Origin of the sequence: Deminuibacter soli (genome assembly GCF_003412455.1) — a bacterium.
Taxonomy (GTDB): Bacteria; Bacteroidota; Bacteroidia; order Chitinophagales; family Chitinophagaceae; genus Deminuibacter; species Deminuibacter soli.
The window spans coordinates 67,881-87,940 of sequence record NZ_QTJU01000009.1 but is presented as its reverse complement, the minus strand read 5'-3'; the positions used below and the strand labels follow the sequence as shown (position 1 = coordinate 87,940).

At 47.5% G+C, this 20,060-nt stretch carries 22 protein-coding genes and 1 tRNA gene; 9 read left to right on the top strand and 14 right to left on the bottom strand.

From position 1 onward, the window contains the following. Positions 1-81: 81 nt before the first annotated feature. From DXN05_RS19755 to DXN05_RS19730, 6 genes are all read left to right on the top strand, one after another. On the top strand, positions 82-342 hold the full coding sequence (locus DXN05_RS19755) for a hypothetical protein (protein ID WP_116849020.1): 261 nt from the start codon (positions 82-84) through the stop codon (positions 340-342). A gap of 2 nt (positions 343-344) precedes the next feature. Further along, positions 345-755, top strand: coding sequence for a cytochrome C (locus DXN05_RS19750; RefSeq protein WP_116849019.1), 411 nt, complete (start codon positions 345-347; stop codon positions 753-755). Between the two features lie 261 nt (positions 756-1,016). Beyond that, positions 1,017-1,736: a 3-keto-disaccharide hydrolase gene (locus DXN05_RS19745; protein ID WP_116849018.1), complete on the top strand. Its 720-nt coding sequence runs from the start codon at positions 1,017-1,019 to the stop codon at positions 1,734-1,736. Positions 1,737-1,844: 108 nt separating this feature from the next. After that, the gene (locus DXN05_RS19740) at positions 1,845-3,749 is read left to right on the top strand and encodes a glycoside hydrolase family 2 protein (protein WP_245975252.1); all 1,905 of its coding nucleotides are present in this window, start codon (positions 1,845-1,847) and stop codon (positions 3,747-3,749) included. An 88-nt stretch (positions 3,750-3,837) separates the two neighbouring features. Continuing rightward, positions 3,838-3,911 (top strand) — tRNA-Pro (locus DXN05_RS19735). A 337-nt stretch (positions 3,912-4,248) separates the two neighbouring features. After that, positions 4,249-4,911 carry a Type 1 glutamine amidotransferase-like domain-containing protein gene (locus tag DXN05_RS19730; RefSeq protein WP_116849017.1) on the top strand — a complete coding sequence of 221 codons (663 nt, stop codon included), beginning with the start codon at positions 4,249-4,251 and terminating at the stop codon, positions 4,909-4,911. 49 nt (positions 4,912-4,960) lie between these two features. Here DXN05_RS19730 and DXN05_RS19725 read toward each other — a convergent pair whose 3' ends face one another. The 5 genes from DXN05_RS19725 to DXN05_RS19705 form a co-directional block, all read right to left on the bottom strand. Next, on the bottom strand, positions 4,961-5,515 hold the full coding sequence (locus DXN05_RS19725) for a prolyl-tRNA synthetase associated domain-containing protein (protein ID WP_116849016.1): 555 nt from the start codon (positions 5,513-5,515) through the stop codon (positions 4,961-4,963). 98 nt (positions 5,516-5,613) lie between these two features. After that, a complete protein-coding gene (locus tag DXN05_RS19720; RefSeq protein WP_116849015.1) occupies positions 5,614-5,865 on the bottom strand; it encodes a DUF3237 family protein in 252 nt (83 codons plus the stop codon). Positions 5,866-5,874: 9 nt separating this feature from the next. After that, on the bottom strand, positions 5,875-6,732 hold the full coding sequence (locus DXN05_RS19715) for an RNA polymerase sigma factor (protein ID WP_116849014.1): 858 nt from the start codon (positions 6,730-6,732) through the stop codon (positions 5,875-5,877). A gap of 26 nt (positions 6,733-6,758) precedes the next feature. After that, positions 6,759-7,562 carry an SDR family NAD(P)-dependent oxidoreductase gene (locus DXN05_RS19710; RefSeq protein ID WP_116849013.1) on the bottom strand — a complete coding sequence of 268 codons (804 nt, stop codon included), beginning with the start codon at positions 7,560-7,562 and terminating at the stop codon, positions 6,759-6,761. Between the two features lie 89 nt (positions 7,563-7,651). Then, entirely contained in the window at positions 7,652-8,602 is a 951-nt protein-coding gene (locus tag DXN05_RS19705; protein ID WP_116849012.1) for an NmrA/HSCARG family protein, read from the bottom strand. 103 nt (positions 8,603-8,705) lie between these two features. On the opposite strand from DXN05_RS19705, the gene DXN05_RS19700 reads away from it, so the two are divergent. Further along, positions 8,706-9,083, top strand: a complete 378-nt coding sequence (locus tag DXN05_RS19700; RefSeq protein WP_116849011.1) for a winged helix-turn-helix transcriptional regulator — start codon at positions 8,706-8,708, stop codon at positions 9,081-9,083. A gap of 81 nt (positions 9,084-9,164) precedes the next feature. Here the strand turns inward: DXN05_RS19700 and DXN05_RS19695 are convergent, their stop codons facing one another. Together DXN05_RS19695 and DXN05_RS19690 are read right to left on the bottom strand one after the other, a co-directional pair. Next, entirely contained in the window at positions 9,165-9,530 is a 366-nt protein-coding gene (locus tag DXN05_RS19695; RefSeq protein ID WP_116849010.1) for a SnoaL-like domain-containing protein, read from the bottom strand. Positions 9,531-9,674: 144 nt separating this feature from the next. After that, complete coding sequence (locus tag DXN05_RS19690) at positions 9,675-10,052, bottom strand: VOC family protein (RefSeq protein ID WP_116849009.1); 378 nt, start codon at positions 10,050-10,052, stop codon at positions 9,675-9,677. A gap of 194 nt (positions 10,053-10,246) precedes the next feature. On the opposite strand from DXN05_RS19690, the gene DXN05_RS19685 reads away from it, so the two are divergent. Beyond that, the gene (locus DXN05_RS19685; protein ID WP_116849008.1) at positions 10,247-11,935 is read left to right on the top strand and encodes an RluA family pseudouridine synthase; all 1,689 of its coding nucleotides are present in this window, start codon (positions 10,247-10,249) and stop codon (positions 11,933-11,935) included. A 12-nt stretch (positions 11,936-11,947) separates the two neighbouring features. Here the strand turns inward: DXN05_RS19685 and DXN05_RS19680 are convergent, their stop codons facing one another. Further along, complete coding sequence (locus tag DXN05_RS19680) at positions 11,948-12,925, bottom strand: AraC family transcriptional regulator (protein WP_116849007.1); 978 nt, start codon at positions 12,923-12,925, stop codon at positions 11,948-11,950. Between the two features lie 82 nt (positions 12,926-13,007). Between DXN05_RS19680 and DXN05_RS19675 the strand changes: the two genes are divergently transcribed. Further along, positions 13,008-14,159: an FAD-dependent oxidoreductase gene (locus tag DXN05_RS19675; RefSeq protein ID WP_116849006.1), complete on the top strand. Its 1,152-nt coding sequence runs from the start codon at positions 13,008-13,010 to the stop codon at positions 14,157-14,159. An 85-nt stretch (positions 14,160-14,244) separates the two neighbouring features. Here DXN05_RS19675 and DXN05_RS19670 read toward each other — a convergent pair whose 3' ends face one another. The 6 genes from DXN05_RS19670 to DXN05_RS19645 form a co-directional block, all read right to left on the bottom strand. Beyond that, on the bottom strand, positions 14,245-14,814 hold the full coding sequence (locus tag DXN05_RS19670; protein ID WP_116849005.1) for a cysteine hydrolase family protein: 570 nt from the start codon (positions 14,812-14,814) through the stop codon (positions 14,245-14,247). A gap of 23 nt (positions 14,815-14,837) precedes the next feature. Beyond that, positions 14,838-16,085 (bottom strand): MFS transporter, encoded by a 1,248-nt coding sequence (locus DXN05_RS19665; protein WP_116849004.1) that lies wholly within the window; start codon positions 16,083-16,085, stop codon positions 14,838-14,840. A gap of 45 nt (positions 16,086-16,130) precedes the next feature. After that, positions 16,131-16,724 carry a TetR/AcrR family transcriptional regulator gene (locus tag DXN05_RS19660; RefSeq protein ID WP_116849003.1) on the bottom strand — a complete coding sequence of 198 codons (594 nt, stop codon included), beginning with the start codon at positions 16,722-16,724 and terminating at the stop codon, positions 16,131-16,133. A gap of 359 nt (positions 16,725-17,083) precedes the next feature. Next, on the bottom strand, positions 17,084-18,556 hold the full coding sequence (locus tag DXN05_RS19655) for a glycoside hydrolase family 43 protein (protein WP_158559357.1): 1,473 nt from the start codon (positions 18,554-18,556) through the stop codon (positions 17,084-17,086). 16 nt (positions 18,557-18,572) lie between these two features. Further along, positions 18,573-19,013, bottom strand: a complete 441-nt coding sequence (locus DXN05_RS19650) for a class I SAM-dependent methyltransferase (RefSeq protein WP_116849096.1) — start codon at positions 19,011-19,013, stop codon at positions 18,573-18,575. A gap of 25 nt (positions 19,014-19,038) precedes the next feature. Next, complete coding sequence (locus tag DXN05_RS19645; protein ID WP_116849001.1) at positions 19,039-20,004, bottom strand: glycoside hydrolase family 43 protein; 966 nt, start codon at positions 20,002-20,004, stop codon at positions 19,039-19,041. Positions 20,005-20,060 lie beyond the last annotated feature (56 nt).

The following is a 20,060-nucleotide window of genomic DNA, read 5'->3' as shown; positions in this document are numbered from 1 at the left end:
GCGCATTACTGTTCAATTATTGCTGCTGCCGGCAGTGTAGAAACCATTGCATTGGCGGCATAGCTTTTAAAAAATAACGGAATGAAAAAGTATGTATTACTGTTGATGATGCTGGTGCTGAAGTTTGCTGCACAGGCTTGTGATGCCTGCCAGAAACAGCAGCCAAAGGTGTTACGCGGCATTGCCCATGGCACGGGGCCAGACAGCAATTGGGATTATGTGATTGTATGGAGTTTTGTGGTGATTACTGTATTAACCCTGTTTTACTCGGTAAAATGGTTGCTGAAGCCGGGTGAAAAATCGCAGGATCATATTAAACAATTCGTTTTAATCAATGATTAAAAATGAAAGAGAAAAGTACCATATTCATTTTCGTCGACGACGAAATACATCCCGTGGCAGAACTGCAGTCCCCGGTAAACTTTGAACTGGACACTACCCGTTTGGTGGATGGCAAACATCAGCTCAAAATAGTAAGCCGCGACCCCTCGGGCAAGGAAGGCGTTCGTTATATACCGTTTGAAGTGCGTAATGGTCCGGCCATTGCAATTGAAGGTATTAAAGAAGATGCTGTGGTAGATGGGGTGGTGCCGTTAATGATCAACGCTTACGGAAAGGGGGATGCCAAGAACTTCCTGATTGTGGGCAGTGAAACACCGCAGAGTATTCCCTTCTGGATTTTTGTGCTCCTGATACTGTTTGTTGCCTGGGGCATTTACTATGGTATCAGCACATCGATGGTTGACCTTGGTTAAAAAATAATATTCATCCTTATAAAACAAACAAGCAATGATCATCAGTGAAGCGAAAGCGCAATTGGAACAGGCGACCACATCGCCGGTAGTTAAAATACTGCACCAGTAACCGGTTGTAGTGTTTTCCATCCTTTTTATAGCACCAGAAGTGTACCTTACCGCCAGTAAAACCTTTTTATTTTAGATTTTCACCTTATTTAACGATTGCTAAACGGTTTGAGCACTATTTTTCAGGCCGGAAACATCCAAAAATCTACACGAATGAAAAAGACACTGGTTATTGCGGCAGCAATGTCTGTGCTGGGCGGCGCAGCCATAGCGCAAACACCCAACACGCTTACCAAGAAAGAACAAAAGGAGGGCTGGAAACTGTTATTTGACGGTAAAACCACCCAGGGCTGGCACACCTACCTGCGCGATACAGTAGGTGCTAAATGGCAGGTAAAAAACGGCAACCTGGTGTTTGATCCCTCACAGCCCAAAGAAGGCGGCGGCGATATTGTAACCAACGATGTGTATGAGAATTTTGAACTCAACCTCGAATGGAAAATCTCTCCCGGCGGTAACAGCGGTATAATATTCGACATCCAGGAAGATCCTAAATACGGTGCTACTTATTTAACAGGCCCCGAAATGCAGGTGCTCGATAACCTGAAGGCGGATGACAACAAAAAACAGAATCACCTGGCAGGTTGTCTTTACGATATGTCTGGCGACAGCACGGTATCCAAACCCAAGCCAGCCGGTGAATGGAACCAGGTACGTTTAATCCAGGACAAAGGCCATCTTACTTTTATCCTCAACGGTATTAAAACCTTTGAAGGACAGATAGGCAGCCCCGAATGGAATGCCATGGTGGCCAACAGCAAATTCAAAGCCGCACCTTTCGCAGATTTCGCCAAGGTAGCCAAAGGCAAAATTGCCTTGCAGCAACACCCGGGCTCCAGCGAATGGAGAAATATAAAAATCAGGCAACTGTAAAAAAATCCCCCCGGCTCAGCCGGGGGGATTTTTTTTATCATTAACATGTTCATGCTGTTACAGACAGTACAGGTTGGTTTGTTGGGACAAAATGTTATTTTTCAATTTATGAAGTATTATCGCGTTCAACCGGAAGTACGGCCATTCGCTTCGGGCTGTGCTGGTATATCAAACACAAGGCAGGTAAGGATCACAGGCAACAAACTATGGAAATACCTGTTGCTCGCAGGCATGCTGTGCCAGGGCAGTACGAGCCTGCATGCACAGCAGGCGGTTTTGCCTACGCCATGGACGGCAGCTGCACACCAGGCAACAGTGCCGCTTGCAGAATATCCCAGGCCGCAGCTGCGAAGAAGCGAGTGGATGTGTTTGAACGGGCGCTGGGATTACCTGGGCGGTGCCAACGCGCCGGATGCGCTTAACCCGGTTGTGCCTGCTGCTTTTGGTAATAAGCATGACGAGATAATTGTTCCATATTGTCCTGAATCGTATCTCTCCGGCATCCGGCGGAAACAGGAAACAAACATGTGGTATCGCCGTACGCTGAAAGTACCTGCAGCATGGAAAGGCAGGCAGGTAATTGTACATTTCGGTGCAGTAGATCATGATGCCACGGTGTTTGTAAACGGGCAGCAGGCTGGCACGCACGCAGGTGGTTATGATGGCTTTGAAGTAAACATCACGCCTTATTTAAGTGGCGGTGTGGATACCATCGTGGTAGCAGCACATGATGCCAATGATGGCAGAATGCCTTCCGGCAAAAATGGTCCGCGCGGAGATTACGAATTTTCTTCGGGCATCTGGCAAACGGTATGGATGGAGCCTGTTGACCAGGCTTATATCAGCAATATCCGCCTGTTGCCTGAAGTGGATGCGCAACGGTTAAAGTTGCGGATTAACAGTGCTGCCGTAACCAAAGTCACCGCTACTGCTTTAATAAATGGTAAGGTAGTGGCTACCGTTAACGGCACAACAGGCGCTGACTTTTACCTGCCGGTAACACATCCAAAGTTGTGGACACCAGACGATCCGTTTTTGTACGATCTGCAGCTGACCCTTTATCGCAAAGACGGATCAGTTGCCGACAAGGTGAATAGTTATTTTGGTATGCGCAGCATCAGTCTTGGTAAACTAAACAACGTGGTAAGGCCCATGCTGAACGGCCGGTTCCTGATGCAGCTGGGATTGCTTGACCAGGGCTATTGGCCTGATGGTGTGCTTACTGCGCCAACTGATGAAGCGCTTAAATCAGACCTGCTGTTTGCCAAAAAAGCAGGCTTTAACCTTGTGCGGAAACACATGAAAACAGAGCCGCAACGTTTTTATTACTGGGCCGATAAACTGGGGCTGCTGGTTTGGCAAGACATGCCCTGCATATGGTTTCAACACGAAGACACTGCCAGGGTACGGCAACAATTCCGGAGGGAATTAAAGGACATTATGGATGATCACTATAATTCACCAAGCATTATTACCTGGGTGCCCTTTAATGAAAACTGGGGTGCGTTTGATGTGAAAGAAATAACCGGTTGGGTGAAACAATATGACCCTTCGCGTTTGGTGAACGGCAACTCCGGTTTCAATAACAATCCCGGTTTCCAGAAAGCCTATGGCGATCCCGGTAATGGTGATTACGTGGATACGCATATTTATATTGGTCCTTACGGCGCATCGGTGCCGGATGCCAGCCGCGCTGCATCATTGGGTGAATTTGGCGGAGTGGGCTTATTCGTCAGTGGTCATATGTGGCCGGTGGAAAACAATGCCTACAGTCTTGAACCCACCAAAGCGGCGCTGACCGACCGGTACACGCTCTTATTGCAGCAGGTAGAACAGCTGATGAAATACAAAGGGCTTAGTGTTGCCATCTATACCCAAACCACCGATGTAGAGCACGAGGTAAACGGACTGCTTACCTACGACAGGATGGTGGAGAAGATGGACGTAAGCCGGGTAAAAGCCATTAATAGGGAAGTGATTGCAGCAAGCAGGGAGCTGAATCAGGATAAGTAATGTAGATCCTGTACAGGCGTTCATTTTCAAAAAGAAATGCCTGCTGTTTTTTGTAAAATCGAGCCTGCTTTTTACATTTGTTGCCCCACGGGATGTAGCGCAGCCCGGTAGCGCGCGTCGTTCGGGACGACGAGGCCGCAGGTTCGAATCCTGTCATCCCGACTTGAGAGGACAAAACAGCAAGATCGCTGTTTTGTCCTTTTTTATTTGGTGGCAAACCCTTGCTCACACTGTATATCAGCTTTACCGCTTCATTAACGCGGGGTGTTCGAACTCCAAGTCATCAAAACGAATTTTTCCGGACTATATCAATTATTTCCCACAATAAACCATGTTACGCGTTACTATAAAAACAAGCTGCGATCGCAAGCCACTTGCGCAATTGCCCCTTTATTATGTCGCGTGTACCCCTTGCACGATTAGCTTTATTGGTTCATTTTCGCAATGTGGCCTGCTGAAAGGATATTGAGCAGGCTGCGTTATCGTAAAACAGTAAATTATGAAGCTGCTGCTTACTTCTGCCGGTATCAGTAATACAAGTATCCATCATGCACTGGTTGAGCTGATGGGTAAGCCCGTTGCCGATGCGAATGCCCTTTTTATACCTACGGCGATATATGCGTTGCCCGAGGGGGCGACGATCGCACAAAAGGTGATTTGCGGAACGCTGGGTGATCCTTTCTGTGATATGGGATGGCAATCGTTAGGAATACTGGAACTTACGGCGCTGCCCGGTATTCAGCAATCGATTTGGCTGAACAAACTTAGGGAAGCCGACGCGTTGCTGGTGGGTGGCGGCGATTGCCAGTACCTGACTTACTGGATGCGGCAAACGGGGCTGGCAGATCTGTTGCCTTCACTGCTCAGCAAGACTGTTTACGTGGGCCTAAGTGCAGGAAGTATGGTGATGACCAGCTTCGGAACAACGTATGGGCACCATACATTGCCGGCTGATACGCCCAAATCGCTGGGGTGGTTTGACTTTGCCCTGCATCCGCACCTGGATTATGAAGGGTTCCCGGACAATGCGATGGACAAACTGGAACAACTGGCGGCTACACTTCCCATGCCATCTTACGCAATTGACGACCAGACTGCGATAAAAATAGATGGCGACAAACTAGTGGTTATCTCTGAGGGAAACTGGAGGTTGTTTAGTTAAATGTTATGCTTTTTACCACAAAGAAACACAAAGTGAAAACCCACAAAGATCACAAAAAGGGTAGATCCATCTCAATTATTACCGGCTTGTGGTTGGCGTAATGTAGAAAGTCATTAACGATAGCGGTTGTTTTTACTTTCATATAGCCGGTTGTTGTGCCATCGCTGCAGCCGTACCATTCTTCCTGCAGTATGGCTTTATCAATCACTACTTTTATTTCATGATCCGGATCGAGCAGTACGCCGAAAATGGTGGCGGCGCCAATCTTTACGCCCAGCTTCTGCAGCAGCAGGTTTTCCGGTGCAAAGGAGAGGCGCGATACACCCATGATCTTGCTGAAATCTTTTGAGCTGAAAGGCTTATCGGCAACGGTTATGTACAGGTAGAACTGTGTTTGCTGCCGGTTGCACAGGAAAAGTGTTTTCACTGTTTTCATGCTAAGCTTTTCGTCGATCAGGATACAGTCTTCCATAGAAATAGCGTCATCGGTATCTACACGTTCAAATGGTATTTCCAGCTTATTCAGTGCAGCATAGGTTAGTTGCTGCAATTCATTTTTACAGGTTGCTGGTGCTGTTGTTATTATCTCGCTTACGTAAAACATTACTTGTTGTTTAATATGCTATCTCAATAAACACCCCGTGGAATAACAGGAGCTGCATGTTATTTCACGGGGTGTATTGTTATATGCGGTTGCGCCTGTTACTTTATTGCATAGATACGATAAATTAATTTGCCCGGCGCCGGGAAACTGCCCACACCAACGGCTACCGTATGATTGAGCCACGCATATTTGGGCGCACTGGTTTCAAATACAGGAACTGACCGGAAGTAATAATCTGATGGTGAAAGCTCATTGCCTCTTCCGGTACGCATGAGGGTGGCATTGGTGCCGCTTGCGTAGCTGAAGCTACCACAAGCCCCCATTCTCCGCCGCAGTCCAGTAGTTTGCATGCATATGGTTTAGTGCACTTTGCTGTTGGGCACATCAAAGAAATTATTCACTTCGCCAATAGCGGTGCGGGTGCAACGCATCAGGATATCCTGCAGGTCGGTGCCTGAGCTATGCAAGGGATCAATGGCTTTTACCAGCAATGTTCTCAGGTTAAGCAATTCCATTCTATTGAATTTCCTGGATTCCTTTACCAGTTCGAGTTTCATCCGCTGTTCCTGCTGGTTTTGTTTGGGGTTGAATATGCCGTTCAGCTGGCTGCATTGGTCGCAAGCGCCCTTTTTGTTTACCAGTGCGCAGCGGTTGTCGAAAATGTTGGCCATGGTTTCCCTTGATGCGTTCAGCAGGTGTTTTACAACACCCTCGGTTTTATCGAGGATGAGGCAGATCTCTTTCACCGGGAAGTCGTAAATGTCTTTTAAAATAAGCGCTACCTGGTTTTCGATGGGCAGGGTTTTAGAGATGCAGGTAAAGCAAAAATCAATGTGCTCCTTTATCTCATAAGCCCCGGCATTGGATGCCTGGTGCACTACCCTGAACGAGTTAGAAATATCGGGCGTACCAACGGCTAAGCGGGCTCCACGATCCTGCGCATCGGCAGGCCATCGCTTCAGCTTCTTCAGATGATCGTAAGCCAGATTGGTGGCTATGGTAAACACCCAGGTTTTGAGGGATGATTCCTGGTTAAAGGTGGCTATTTTGTCGAATGCCCTGATGAAGGTATCATGCGTGAGATCATCTACATCGTTGCGATCGGTTAATAAACGGTAGAGGTATGATTTCAGCTGGTTTTGAAACCCGGCAAACAGTGTTTGAAATGCATTGATGTCACCGGTCATCGCATTCCTGAGTATTTGTGCTGTTTCCATGTAATCAAATTTAGTGTTTACGGGCGTTATAATATGTTGAATTTCCCGCAGTCAATATCGACTACATGGCTGTTGAAGACTACACCATTTTCCGAAACGAGGAAAGCGGCTGTTTCGCCCAGTTGTTTCAATGAGGTAGTTGCTTTCAGGATATCAAACTTTGTGTAGCGCAAGGCCATCTCTTCGCGGGGTACGCCTGCGAGTTGGGCAAAGTCATTGATCATGCCCGTGATCTTTTTGGTCTCCAGCAAGGCACCGGAGCAAATGCAGATGGACTTAATGCCATGCTGACCGAACTCGGCAGCCATTACCCTTGTCAATGCTTCTATGGCAGCACAGGCAGCGGCAAAGCCCGCCATATTGGGTGTTTTGCTCTTCGCCATTGATGCAGTTAGCAGCAGGAGCGTGCCTTCAGATGCAGATTGGATCATATACCGCGCCGCTATTCGTGAAGTAAGAAACTGTGACCCGCAGATGCGTTGTAATGGATGGAGGAATTGCTCGAAACTGGCCATGGTAGTGGGTGTGCCGCTGCCTGCATCCTTGTAGTAAGTGCCGATGCCATTGAACACCATATCGAGTTTCCCGTTTTCTGCAACTACTTTTTTTAAATAGCTGTCGATCCCGGTTTCATCCAGGGCGTCTACTTTACCTGCTTCGGCCCATCCGCCATTGGCGTTGATTGCTTCGGCCAGTGTTGTTACGGCATCCAGGTTGCGGGCAGTGACATACACTTTTGCGCCATGCTGCGCGAATGAACGTGCCACTGCCCCGGCAATTTCACCTGATGCCGCAAATACCACGGCTACTTTGTTTTTTAAATTGGTCATTTTGTATTGCTTTCTCTTTTCGACGATTGAGCAATGCAAAACGATCGGGTTTTTCTGCAATAATTTTAACCGCAGGAAAATCACCACCGTTACCAGGTGCGTTGTTGCCCCTGCCAGCCGGTTGTACGCAGGAATTGTTCCCAATTCAAGGTGCCGGGATTGATGCGGCGGCTCCATAACAGGTCACGGTCTTTGCCAAAATAGCCATACTCCACCGCATACTCCACCATACCTGTAATTTCATCAACCAGCAGTTGGTTTGCGCCAAAAGCCGGGAAATGATGCAGTAACGCTTCCCGTGAAAATGCAGCACTATATTCCGCTTTTTTACCTGTTACCCGTACGAAGGTGTCTACCATCTCCCGCGGGGAAATGATATCGCCGATAACGGGGAGGGACTTGCCGGCGTATTGTTCGGGATGGGAGAGTATTTCCAGTACAGCAGGCCCTGTTGCAGTAAGGGGATCTACAAATGGTGCGCGGAAATCTTCGGGTAAATAGATGGGGAATACCAGCGTGTCGCCTTTTACGGCGGGCGGGTAAAACTCCACCAGGTTGGTGTAGAAAAAAGCCATGTAAATAAACGAGCTGGTAACCGGCAGTGTGCGTATGTATTGCTCAATATGGGCCTTGTCTGTAAAGTGCGGTGCAAACTTTTTACCTGCTGTAATTTCGGCCACGTTCTCGAGGCTGCTAAAAATGATATGCGGAACGCCTGCTTCCACTGCTGCATCTGCCAGCTGTTTACCCAGTGCTGCTTCGTGAGTTTGCGGAGGGGCAATGCCCGGTGTCATCATAAAAACGCCGTCGGAGCCGCGGAACGCTTCGGTGTATTGTTTTTTATACCCGAGGTCGAGGGGTAAGGGCACCAATTCCGCTCCCTGTTCAACCAAATGGCGTGCTTCCGGGGAATCGATGCGGCGGGTGATGCCGCGCACGCGGTAACGCCCGCTTTGTAATAGTGTATGTGCAGCACTGCGGCCCTGTTTGCCTAAAACGCCGGTAATGGTAATTAGCGGTTTCTCTTTTCCAGGTTTCATGTTCTTTTGATTTGTAGTACTATAAAAAGTATAGTTGCAAACCTATTTATAGTGTGATAGATTTGCAATAGCTATCCATTAGGATAGTCTTTAAACAGGTGCCATGGGTATTGAATGTCAAAGTGATTTAATCAGGGTTAACAACAAATTGTATCCCTGTACAGTGAGTGTTGCGATGGATTTGATTGGCGGCAAATGGAAGGCGGTTATCCTATACCACCTGAAAGACGCTGATAAACGGTACAGTGAACTCAGAAAAGAGATGGTGGGTGTTACTGAAAGAACGCTGAGCCTGCAGTTAAAGCAACTGGAAGAGGATGGGTTGATTTCAAGACAGGTGTATGGGGAGAAGCCGCCTGTTAAAGTGGTGTACGGTTTAACAGATTTTGGCAAATCCTGTGCGCCTTTACTGGATGCGATTCTTGGCTGGGGTAACCAGGTTGCGGCACAGAAAGGGGAGTTTGTAAAAAGTGCGTTTTAACAGGAGGGCTTGGTGACAAGGCTGTCAGTGGTTGCAAGGCATGAATTTGCGCATTTGTCGGGGTATGTAAAGCTGTGGTTACTATGCCGGCCTTGCCGCTTGCGGCGAGCGAAAAAATTGTTCAAATGTAATTTTGCCGCCTTCTGCTTTGTATACACAGATTTCGGAAGACGCGACCTGCATTCCGTTCCTGAAAGTAAGACCAACATTCATTACGATACTGAAAAAATCGCCTGCTACCTGGGGTGCAGATGTATCGCATTGTATGGCTGTAAGGCTACCCAGGAATTTTTTTTCGGCGGCCAGGGTATTTTGTTTGCCGGTAATCTGTGTCCCGTCTGTTTCTATGCGCAGTATGTCATCGGCATACAGTTCTTCCTGCGCCTGTTCAAATTTGTTTTCAGTACAGAGTTTTATAAGGCGTGCGGCTACTTCGGCTGTGGTCATACCTGGTGCAATTTTCTGAAAGGTACGAAGTCGCATTTGTGACCGCAGGAGAGAAATGAGGAACGGCAAAAAACAACAAACAGCTTCGTGCTGACGGAGCTGTTTGTTCTCTAATATCATTCAGTCAAGCCAATCATCCGTTGCTTAATCTATCGGTTGCCACAACTCGATGATGTTTCCTTCGGGATCGAGGATGTGTACAAACTTGCCGTAGTCGTAAGTGGCAATTTCATCTACAATGGTAACACCGGCTTCTTTAAGCTCAGCTACCAGCGCCTCGAGATCTTCAACGCGGTAGTTGATCATGAAATCTTTTGTAGAGGGGTTGAAATAGGTGGTGTCGCCCGGAAATGGCGCCCATACCGTGGTGCCTTTTTTGGATGGATCATCTGCTTCCAGCCATTCAAAGTTAACGCCGTATTCGCCGCCAACTATACCCAGGTTTTTGGCATACCAGTCCTTTACCTGTTGCGGGTCTTTGCATTTGAAAAACACGCCGCCTATACCGCTTACTTTTTTCATCGCATTATATTTAAGAGGAATTTACTGATTTCAGGCAATCATCTACCTGTTTTGGTTACATATAATTTTTCATCAAACCGCAGGGATGCCCTTGTTTTCTGTGCTTTTTACTGATTGTGGGGCATAAACGGTAAATTTGCAGTTCTTTCTGCCGGTAAAGGCATTCTTTATTTCGCAATAAAAACAGCAAGCGCTTGGAAGTCAATAACCAAAATAAGCTTACTTATTTTGAAGAGAAAGTGATTAGTGAAACAGCACTGCCAGCGCGGTTTACTTTCCCTTTTTATTACGAGCCGCACCCACTGACAAAAATAGCGGCTGCTGAACTGCAGCACTACCTGGAAACGCAAACTGAACTGGATCATAATTTCGGGCTATCTGCCGATAGCAGTGCAGGCGCCATCGGGAAAATGTTTGGCGTTTTAGTGGTGCAGGACATGGAGGGGCGTGTGGGCTACCTGAGTGCTTTCTCGGGTAAACTGGCCGGTTCCAATGCGCACCCGCAGTTTGTTCCGCCTGTGTTTGATATGCTGGTGGAAGACAGTTTTTTCCTGAAAGAACAGGAAATCATCAATACCATTAACGCCCGGATTGAAGCAATAACAACCGGCGAAAACTACCTGCGTTTGAAATGCGATATCGAACAATTATCGGAACAATCCCTACGCGAAATAGCAGTCCTGAAGCAACACTTAAACAGTAACAAAGAAGAACGGAAGCATCGCCGCGATGTATTGAAGCGTGAACTGGATGCGCAGGCTTATGCTATTGCCGAAGAGCAGTTAATTAAACAGAGCCTGTATGATAAACACCTGCTGAAAGAACTTACCGGCAAATGGAAACAGCAGCTGGATGAACTGCAGGCAACACTTGCTCAATTGGAGGCCGGCATTGAAGCCTTGAAGAATGAACGCAGGGAAAGATCTGCCACCCTGCAACAACAGCTGTTTGAGCAATATACTTTTTTGAACAAGGCTGGCAAAAGCAAAAGCTTGCAGGAAATATTCAGCGTTACTGCTTTTGGCAAACCTCCTGCAGCGGCAGGTGAATGTGCCACACCCAAGTTATTGCAGTTTGCCTTTGCAAACGGGTATACGCCGTTGGCCATGGCAGAGTTTTGGTGGGGCGCTGCACCCAAATCGGAGATCAGGCAACACAAGCAGTTTTACCCGGCCTGCACAGGTAAGTGTAAGCCTATTCTTGCGCATATGCTGGAAGGGATGCCTGTTGATGAAAATCCTTTTTTACGAACAGATAAGGAGGCGGGTGCGCTTGATATTGTATACGAGGATGCAAGCTTTGTTGTGGTGAATAAACCGGCAGGGCTGCGCTCTGTGCCAGGCGTGGATATTGCGGATTCAGTTTACAGCAGGTTGAAGCATGCATTACCAGGTATTGAGCCGCTTATTGTGCATCGACTGGATATGGATACTTCGGGGCTGCTGGTGATAGCCAAAACACCAGCTGCGCACAAACATATTCAAAAACAGTTTTTGCAGCGTACGGTAAGTAAACGGTATGTGGCATTGCTTTCTAAAGTAATTGAGCAATCAGAAGGGCAGATTGAGCTTCCGCTGCGTGCCGATTTGTTTAACCGCCCCAGGCAACTGGTGTGTTTTAATGCCGGTAAAAAAAGCATTACACGCTGGAAGGTAGTTAAAAGAAATGCAGCTGTCACCAAGGTACACTTCTGGCCGCTGACCGGCAGAACACACCAGTTGCGCATGCATGCTGCGCATGCGCTTGGATTGAATGCACCGATTGTTGGAGATGATTTGTATGGCACGCCATCGGAAAGAATGTACCTGCACGCGGCTTATCTTGAATTCAGGCATCCCCAAACAAAGGAAAAAGTGAGCTTTGAAGCGGCGGAGGGGTTTTAGTGTATTGACAGCTTATTCAGCCTGATTACTGTTCACTGAATACTTCTTTGGCTTAATGCCTGTATGCTGTTCAAATACCCGCGAAAAATGGCTGAGGTTGGTAAAGCCCAGTTGATAGCCCACTTCTGATACGGTGAGCCGTTTTTCCTTCAATAGTCTTGCTGCTTCCTGCATGCGTGCGGCCTGGTAGTATTCAAATACGCCTTTACCAAAAGTCTGTTTAAACAATTTGCGCAGCTTGGGTTCGCTCATGCCTGCTTCAAGGGCCAGTGCGGCAATATGGGGAGGCTCGTCCAGGTGTGTCTGCAAACGCAGCTTAACCGCATAAATGGCTTTAATATCATCGATATGCATATTGCTTGCGGGCACAGCTTCACGCTGCAGTAACAAGGCAAAAACATGGCACAACAGCTCTTCGCATTTTAGTTTATAATAGTGAGTTTCCAGGCTTTCGGGAACAGGCTGCCCCAGCATATCACCGGCTGTTTGTATTATTCCGGTTGAAATGCCTGTTTCAAATACAAAGTTGTCCCTTGCTTCGAGCACGCTTGTTACTACCGGGTGTTGTATGTTGCCGAATAATTTGCGCAGGTATTGCCTGGAAACCGCAATTGTTACGCTGCCGAAAACGGTATCTGATGGCATGGTCATGATGGAAGAAACCGCATGCGGGCAAATCAATACACTGGCCTGTTCTGTTGATAGTTGTTTTTCTGCCTGGACGAGTGAAGGGAAAATGCCGCTCAGCAGGAAAGCAACATCATCCTGATCCTCGGCCAGCTCGTTGGTACGCTCAATAAAAACAGCCTCTTTGAGGTGGTAGTTGCGTACCAGCATGCGCATATCATTGCCCCAGGAAAAGCCGGTAATATAGCCTGATCCCTTGTTTTCGGGGATATGGATAAACCGACCACTGATGGTAGCGCCGATAGCCCGGGCAAATTCAAACATTATGCCTGACCTGTGCTTATCGGTAAGCTGTATTTTCATTTGCGACTATTTTAATAGCTATCACGGCTATTTTGCTTGTAAAAGTAGAGATAGTTTTGCAGATAGAAATAAAAGGAAATATATGTTACTGGAAAATAAACAGGTAGCCATTATCGGCGGAGGCCCGGGCGGGCTGACACTTGCGAGGCTATTACAACTGAAAGGAGTACCCGTAAAAGTGTATGAAAGGGATTTAAACAGGGAGGTACGTGTACAGGGCGCCACGCTTGACCTGCACCAGGGATCGGGACTTAAGGCAATGGAAAAAGCAGGGTTGATGGATGCGTTTAAAGCCACTTACCGGCCAGGTGCAGATAAAGGACGTGTTGTTGATGAACACGCCCATATTTTATTCGATGAACATGACAGCATACAGGATGAAGATTTCAGCAGCGAAACATTCCGGCCTGAAATTGACAGGGGGCCTTTACGGGATATGTTACTGGATTCGCTTGAGCCTGGTACGGTTGTTTGGGACAGTCATTTTATCACCATGTTGCAGGTGGGTGATGTATGGGAGCTGACGTTTAAAAACGGGACAACGGCAACAGCAGATATTGTGATCGGCGCAGATGGTGCAAATTCCAGGATCCGGCCTTTTGTTACGGCTGTTCAGCCTTTCTATTCCGGCGTAACCATTGTGCAGGGAAATGTAGACAATGCTGCAACAGTAGTGCCCGGCATTGATCAACTGCTGCAGGGTGGTAAGCTCTATGCATTCAGCGGCGGGAAGTATTTGCACGTGTCTGCAAAAGGAGATGGCAGCCTGCAATTCTATACCAGTTTTAGAACGGCGGAAGACTGGGTTCGCACCATTGATTTTAATGATAGGGCGCAGGTGCTTGCGTGGTTTAAAGAGGCCTTTAAAGAATGGGATCATATATGGCTTTCGTTGTGCGAAAATGCCAGTTTGCCGTTGCTTCCCCGTCCGCAATATTGCATACCGGCCAACCTGCACTGGGATGCTTTACCGAATGTTACCCTGCTGGGCGATGCGGCACATATTATGCCGCCATCCGGCGAGGGGGTAAACCTTGCGATGCTTGATGCGGTGGAGTTGAGCGAATGCCTTACCAATGGCGTTTTTAATGATATGCAAACAGCCATTGCAGCATACGAGCAGTCAATGCTGGCAAGAGGTGTGGAGGAAGCCAGGGAATCGCTGGCGATGATAGAATGGATGCACGGCGATGATGCGCTGGCAAAGATGATGCAAATGCTGCAGCCTGCGTGATGCATAAAAAAAGTCATTGAAACCAATGACTTTTTTTATGCTAAAATGGTTACCGCTGCAGGTATCCACGACAATTTGCTGTACACTATTTTGCTGCTGTGCTCCAGCCTTCGCAGGTTTGGATATCAGCTACGCGGGCGAATACTTTGTCGAGCAGCAGCTGGTGAACGGCAGGGTCGCGGTCCATACAACCATCAGACAGTACGGTTAGCTGGTAATCTTTATCGGCTGCTTCTGTAAATGTTGACAATATCACGCCGCTGGTAACCACACCGGTTAACACCAGGTGCTGGATACCCTGTGAGCGCAATATCACTTCGAGGTCGCTGCCGGTGAATGCGCTGAACCTTTTTTTAATTACAACAACTTCGCCTGCTGCAGGTGCAAGGGGCGTTGCAATTTTCAACATTTGTTCAGGAGTAACGCCGGCCAGGCGTGAAGGGAGCGTGCTGAAGGTTCTGTGCTCCGGGTGAATTTCGGGATATCCCGCGCGGAATGCGACTACTACATAAATAACAGGCATGCTGTTGGCGCGTGCATGTTCAATTGCTTTTGAAATGTTGGAAACCAGTTGATCGCTGCCTGGTAAAGAGCCTAGCAGCATTTCCTGCATATCCATTACCAATAGTGCGGTGTTTGATTTTTGCTGTGTCATTGCTTGATGGATTATTGTGATGATTAACTTTTAACAACTGTTTCGTTTGCGTTTAAGGGCGATTGAATGCCTGATGCCAGGAAACGGTAAAAGAGCAGCGCGATGAGCAGGCTGGCTGCACCCTGAACAAGCATGCAGGTTTGGGGATGAATGATTTTAGCCAGCCAGCCAACCAGCAAGGCGCCCAGTGGCAGGGTGCCGAAGGCTGACATGGCGAAAAAACCTACTACACGGCCGCGCATTTGTGCAGATGATACCGTTTGAATAACAGTGTTGCAAATGGGTATCACCGACATGGTGCCAAACCCGCACACAAAGCACAATAGAAGAAACAAGGGCAATATGCGCATGTGCGACATTAGCAGTAAGCCCAGTCCCAATACCAACAGGTTAATGAAGAGCAGGTTTTTTAACCGGTTGCTGTTCTTCTGCGAGGCCAGCACCAGGGTGCTGGTTAATGCACCGATCCCGGTTGCTGCATTGATAAAACCATACGTGGCTGCACTGCCTTTAAACACATCACGCGCATAAAAAGGCAGTAATGTATTGTAGGTGGCAACAAACAGGCACACGAGGCCCATGAGCAATAAAATGCGCCCGATCTCGGTTTGTGAACGGGTATAAGTCAATCCCTCACGAAAATCTGTCCAGGCGTTTTTGCTGCGCTGTACTGGTTGCCGTTGCGGGAACTTCATCATGGTTAAACAGGTAATCACTGCAAGGAAGCTCACGGCATTGGCTATAAAACAAACCGTTGCACCATATTTCGCAAGTACAATACCTGATAAGGCGGGGCCTATAAGCCGCGACAGGTTGTTGAGCGATGAGTTCATAGCTATGGCGCTTGGCAGGTCTTCCTTATTGGGTACAATATCGTTTACCATGGCCTGGCGCGAAGGAACATCGTATGCATTGGCCAGCCCAAGCAATACACTCAGCAGCAACAAGCCCCAGAAGGGATTGGCGCAGTAATGATACACCAGTGTTAATGCCACGGCCTGTATGGCTGACACTATTTGCGTTGCCATCAGTACCTTATAGCGATCGTGCCGGTCGGCTGCAATGCCACCTGCAGGTGATAACAGGAAGGAGGGGAATTGTTCGGCAAAAGTGGTTAGTCCTACCAGGAAAACCGAGTGTGTTAATGTGTACACCACCCAGATCACCGCGGTGCGCTGCATCCACATGCCTATACGCGATACCAGCTGGCCATAAAAGAACAGGCTGTAGTTGCGTGATTTAAATGCCCTGAATGTATTGTTAAAGTTCATGTTTAGACTAAAATGTGTTTTTGGTCGAATTTTGATCAAAAAAAACTATTGCAACCCCTGATGGAAAAGCCTGCAAAAGGTTATGAACAACTCTTCCGGTTGTTCAGTGGTGCCAAACAGGGTTATTTCCCGGTTCATACCCCTGAGGGCGGAAAGGAAAATGAAAATGGCCTGTTCCAGCCCGGCGGCGCTGAGTTTTTTAATTTCATTGTTGTTGCCGCCGGCAATCAGCAGTTGCTGCAACACCACCTTTTCTTTTTGCAGGTAATTGGTATGTACTTCCTTTTTTAGGTCATTGTACCGGGAAAGCGCTTCGGCATCCATACCCGCTTCCATGGCGCGGTACAGTGATTTTCGCTTCCTGGCCATTTCAAATTTTACTGCGGCAAAATCCATCAGCTTTTCCAGCAGGCTTTCGTGCATGCTGATGCGTTTGATGGTTTCCAGCAGAATTTCGCTGATCTCTGTTTCCAGTACGGCGTTAAATATTTCTTCCTTGCTTTTAAAGTAGTAATACAACGAACTTTTTCCCATGCCGGCAGCTTTGGCCACATCTTCCATGGTTACCATGCCCAGCCCTTTTTTCTGAAATAGTTTTTGGGCAGTGGCTATTATCTGAAGTCGTTTGTCTGAGGTCATTGTATTAGAATGATGCAAAGATAATGATTTTTTGGACTATTTATGTTTTTTGGTCGAAAACCCGACAACTACAACGGGCCAACGACATCACAACAAAGCGGTATAATTTACCGGGCAGTTTATTGCTATTTACCAGGTACATAACAATAAACTGCTGCAGCTGTGCATGTGCACGTGCTGTTATTACTACAGGTTGCAGTTATTCGGAAGACAAATGGAATGCGCTGCTAAATATTTTCAACAGCGCTTTAGATAAAGCACTGGGTAAGTCTGCGACAGCCCGGAAAACAGACTGCGCATGTGGGGGAGGGTGTATATAGTCTCCCTCACATGCTGTATTAGTCCGCTCCCATCTCTCCTTAAAGATTGTTTAATACAAATCCAGAAAATATAGCGCTTTCATTCGAAGGGCCCTGGAAATGCAAGCCTATGCGCGGACTTCTGTCCCAGCGCGGCAGAAAGCTGATATCCTGATCGCCGCCAACCTGCTGCCAGTCTGCTGTTCCCTGGCGGAAGGCTACCGTACAGGTAAGCTCAGGCAACATGGTTAGTCTCACTTCAACGGGTATACCCGGTTGTGCCGGCTGACTGGCCAGTACGGTTCGTTTATTGTTTTTTACTACCCAGTATTCCACTTTATTGCCTGTTGCACCAATGCCTACGGCAACATCTGCATCGCCATAAAACGCAAGCCCTTTAACAGACTGGTTGGTGTTCACAATCGTTGCAGTAGCAGCAAAATGGCTGCTCACAGGGCGCATTGCAAGCACAATGCCTGTGTTATTGCCTTCTTTAACAGTGCCTGACAATTGCAGCCGGCCGTTAGTTTGACTGGCAACAGGTGAGCTGTTACGGAAATCCCATTGCCAGTATTTTGCTAATTGATTGCCAGTAAAAGCTGTAGTGATATCGGTAGCCTGTTTACTGCCGGCATCCTGGTCAACAAAAGAAGGCCAGTCATTGGTTTGCCAGCGCAGTATTGCCAGCATGCCTTCACGGCCTGTAAATACATTGCTTTGTTTGTTGTAAGCATGATGAATATACCAGTAGTTGCCGTCGCTCTGTTGCACAAACGTACCATGTCCCGGGCATTTCCATACTTCATTGGCCTGCAGTATCGGGTTTTGCGGGTATTGCTCATATGGTCCTTTAAAATTTTTGGAGCGTGCTACGCGTACATTGTAGCTGCAGCCATTACCACAGCAGCTGCCGGAAGAATAAAAGAGATAATAAAAGCCATTGTGCTGTAAAATGCTTTGGCCTTCCATTCCTGCACCCGCAGTGTCTTTCGATAAAGAAAAGATTGCTCCCTCTGTCTTTAAACCGTCGGGCGAAAGCCTGCTGCCGAGAATTTCAATAGGCCGTTTGTCAAGCCCATAGGCTTTAAACGTGATGTATAACTGGTCATGGTCTTTGTAAATAAAGCCATCAATCGCCTCTTTGCCATAGCTAACAACAATACCGCGGTCTTCAAAGCCCTTGTCAGGGTACTTCGAGGTAGCAACACCTATGCAGGAAATATTGTCTGACCTGCGGCGGGCCGTATAGTAAATATAATAGAGGCCATTGTGAAAGTAGTATTCGGGTGCCCAGAAGCTGCCGGACGTCCACTCCGGCGCTTTGTCAAATACATAGCCTGCCTGCGTCCAGTGCTGCAGGTCTTTTGACCGGTAGATAGGAAAATGCGGCGCCCATTCCGACGAAGTGGCAACAGCAAAATAAGCATCCTTTGCTTTGATAACAGACGGATCGGCAAAATCCCCTGAAATAAATGCCTGCGCATTGTTCTGCGCTTGTAACGAAAAAAATGGATAGGCACAAAACAGGCTCACCAGGAGCAGCAACCGATTAGCAGTTCGATATTGTCGTAAAAATCATATAGCTGCCTGGTGACAGCTGGTTATAACAATTACGAATCAGCTTTTGCCTTTCATCACTGTCTAGCAAATGAATCAGCGCATAACAAAAAATGCCGTCATAGCTTCGATCCTCAAATGGCATGTCGGTTACAGAACCGTGGTAAATAATCATGTCTGATCCGTACTGCTTCCGGGCCAGTTCAATGGCAGTGGCTGATATTTCAATGCCTGTTACGGAAATATCATTGTCCCTGAAAATTTGCGCATTGCGGCCATAACCAATGCCGGGAATGAGTATGTTCTTAACCCCGTGTGCGATAAAAAAGTCTTTGGTTAACACGGCAGAATTAGCCGGATCAAATCCCCACATTTCCTGTTTTTCTGAAAAAGCAGCTTCCCAGAATTCCGGTTTCCCTGTTTCATCAAGCATATAGATAGCATTACAAATGTAAAAATTACTCAACGCGCAGCCAGGCAAACGATGCTGCATCTGCTTCCAGTATGTCTTCGCCTTCTTTTGCGGGTTTAAACTGCAAATGCACCATCGCTGTTGCACGCGGACTTACCAATGTATCTGAACGGTGCGTGTGCAGCACATAATACATGTTGCCTCGTTTATCAGTAAACACATCTCCATGGCCGGTTCCGTTGTGGCCAAGCATTTGCCGGCTGATGATGGGATTGCCGGTATATTTCTTCCACGGGCCTGTTGGCGAAGCAGCAGTGGCATAACCTACCGCATAATCTTTATTGCGAAAATCGTTTGCCGAGTAAATAAGGTAGTACCTGTTTTTATGCTTCAGTACAGTTGGGCCTTCGGCTACCGGCCATGTTGCATTCGCAGTATTTTCCCATGTTTCGGTGCCGGCAATACATTCTTTTTCCGTACCGGGTATAATATCGCTCAGGTCTGGCTTCATTTCCACCACGAATATGCGGTTGCCATTCTGCAGTTTAACATGATAGAGGTATATTTTCCCGTTGTCGTCAAAGAACAGGAACGGATCAATCTGTTTGCCTGTTCCACTCAATGCAAAAGGTGTGTCTTGTTTAAAAGGCCCCGCCGGGCTGGCAGCTTTGGCAATAGCAATATGTTCTTCCGCTGTGTAAGCCATGTAGTAACTGCCGCGATAGTGAACTACCTGCGGCGCCCAGAAACCATGATCGCCAAAAGCCTGACCGCGTTTCAATGCAAGGCGCCGGGTGCTGTCCTGCGGTTGTTTCCATGTTTTAAGATCAGTGGAAGTGTATACCGGGAATCCCTGGTTGCTGCCGGTTCCGTACAGGTAGAACATGCCATGGTCTTTAAAAATAGTGGGATCTGCCAGGAATATTGCAGGTTGTTGTGCAAGGCTGCTGATGCTGCATGCCATGCCTGCAGCGATAAATGCTGTTTGAATTTTGTTGCGTAAACCAGTCATGCCCTAAATATAATATAATGACGCCTTGCAAAGTACACATGCATGGAAATTACCCG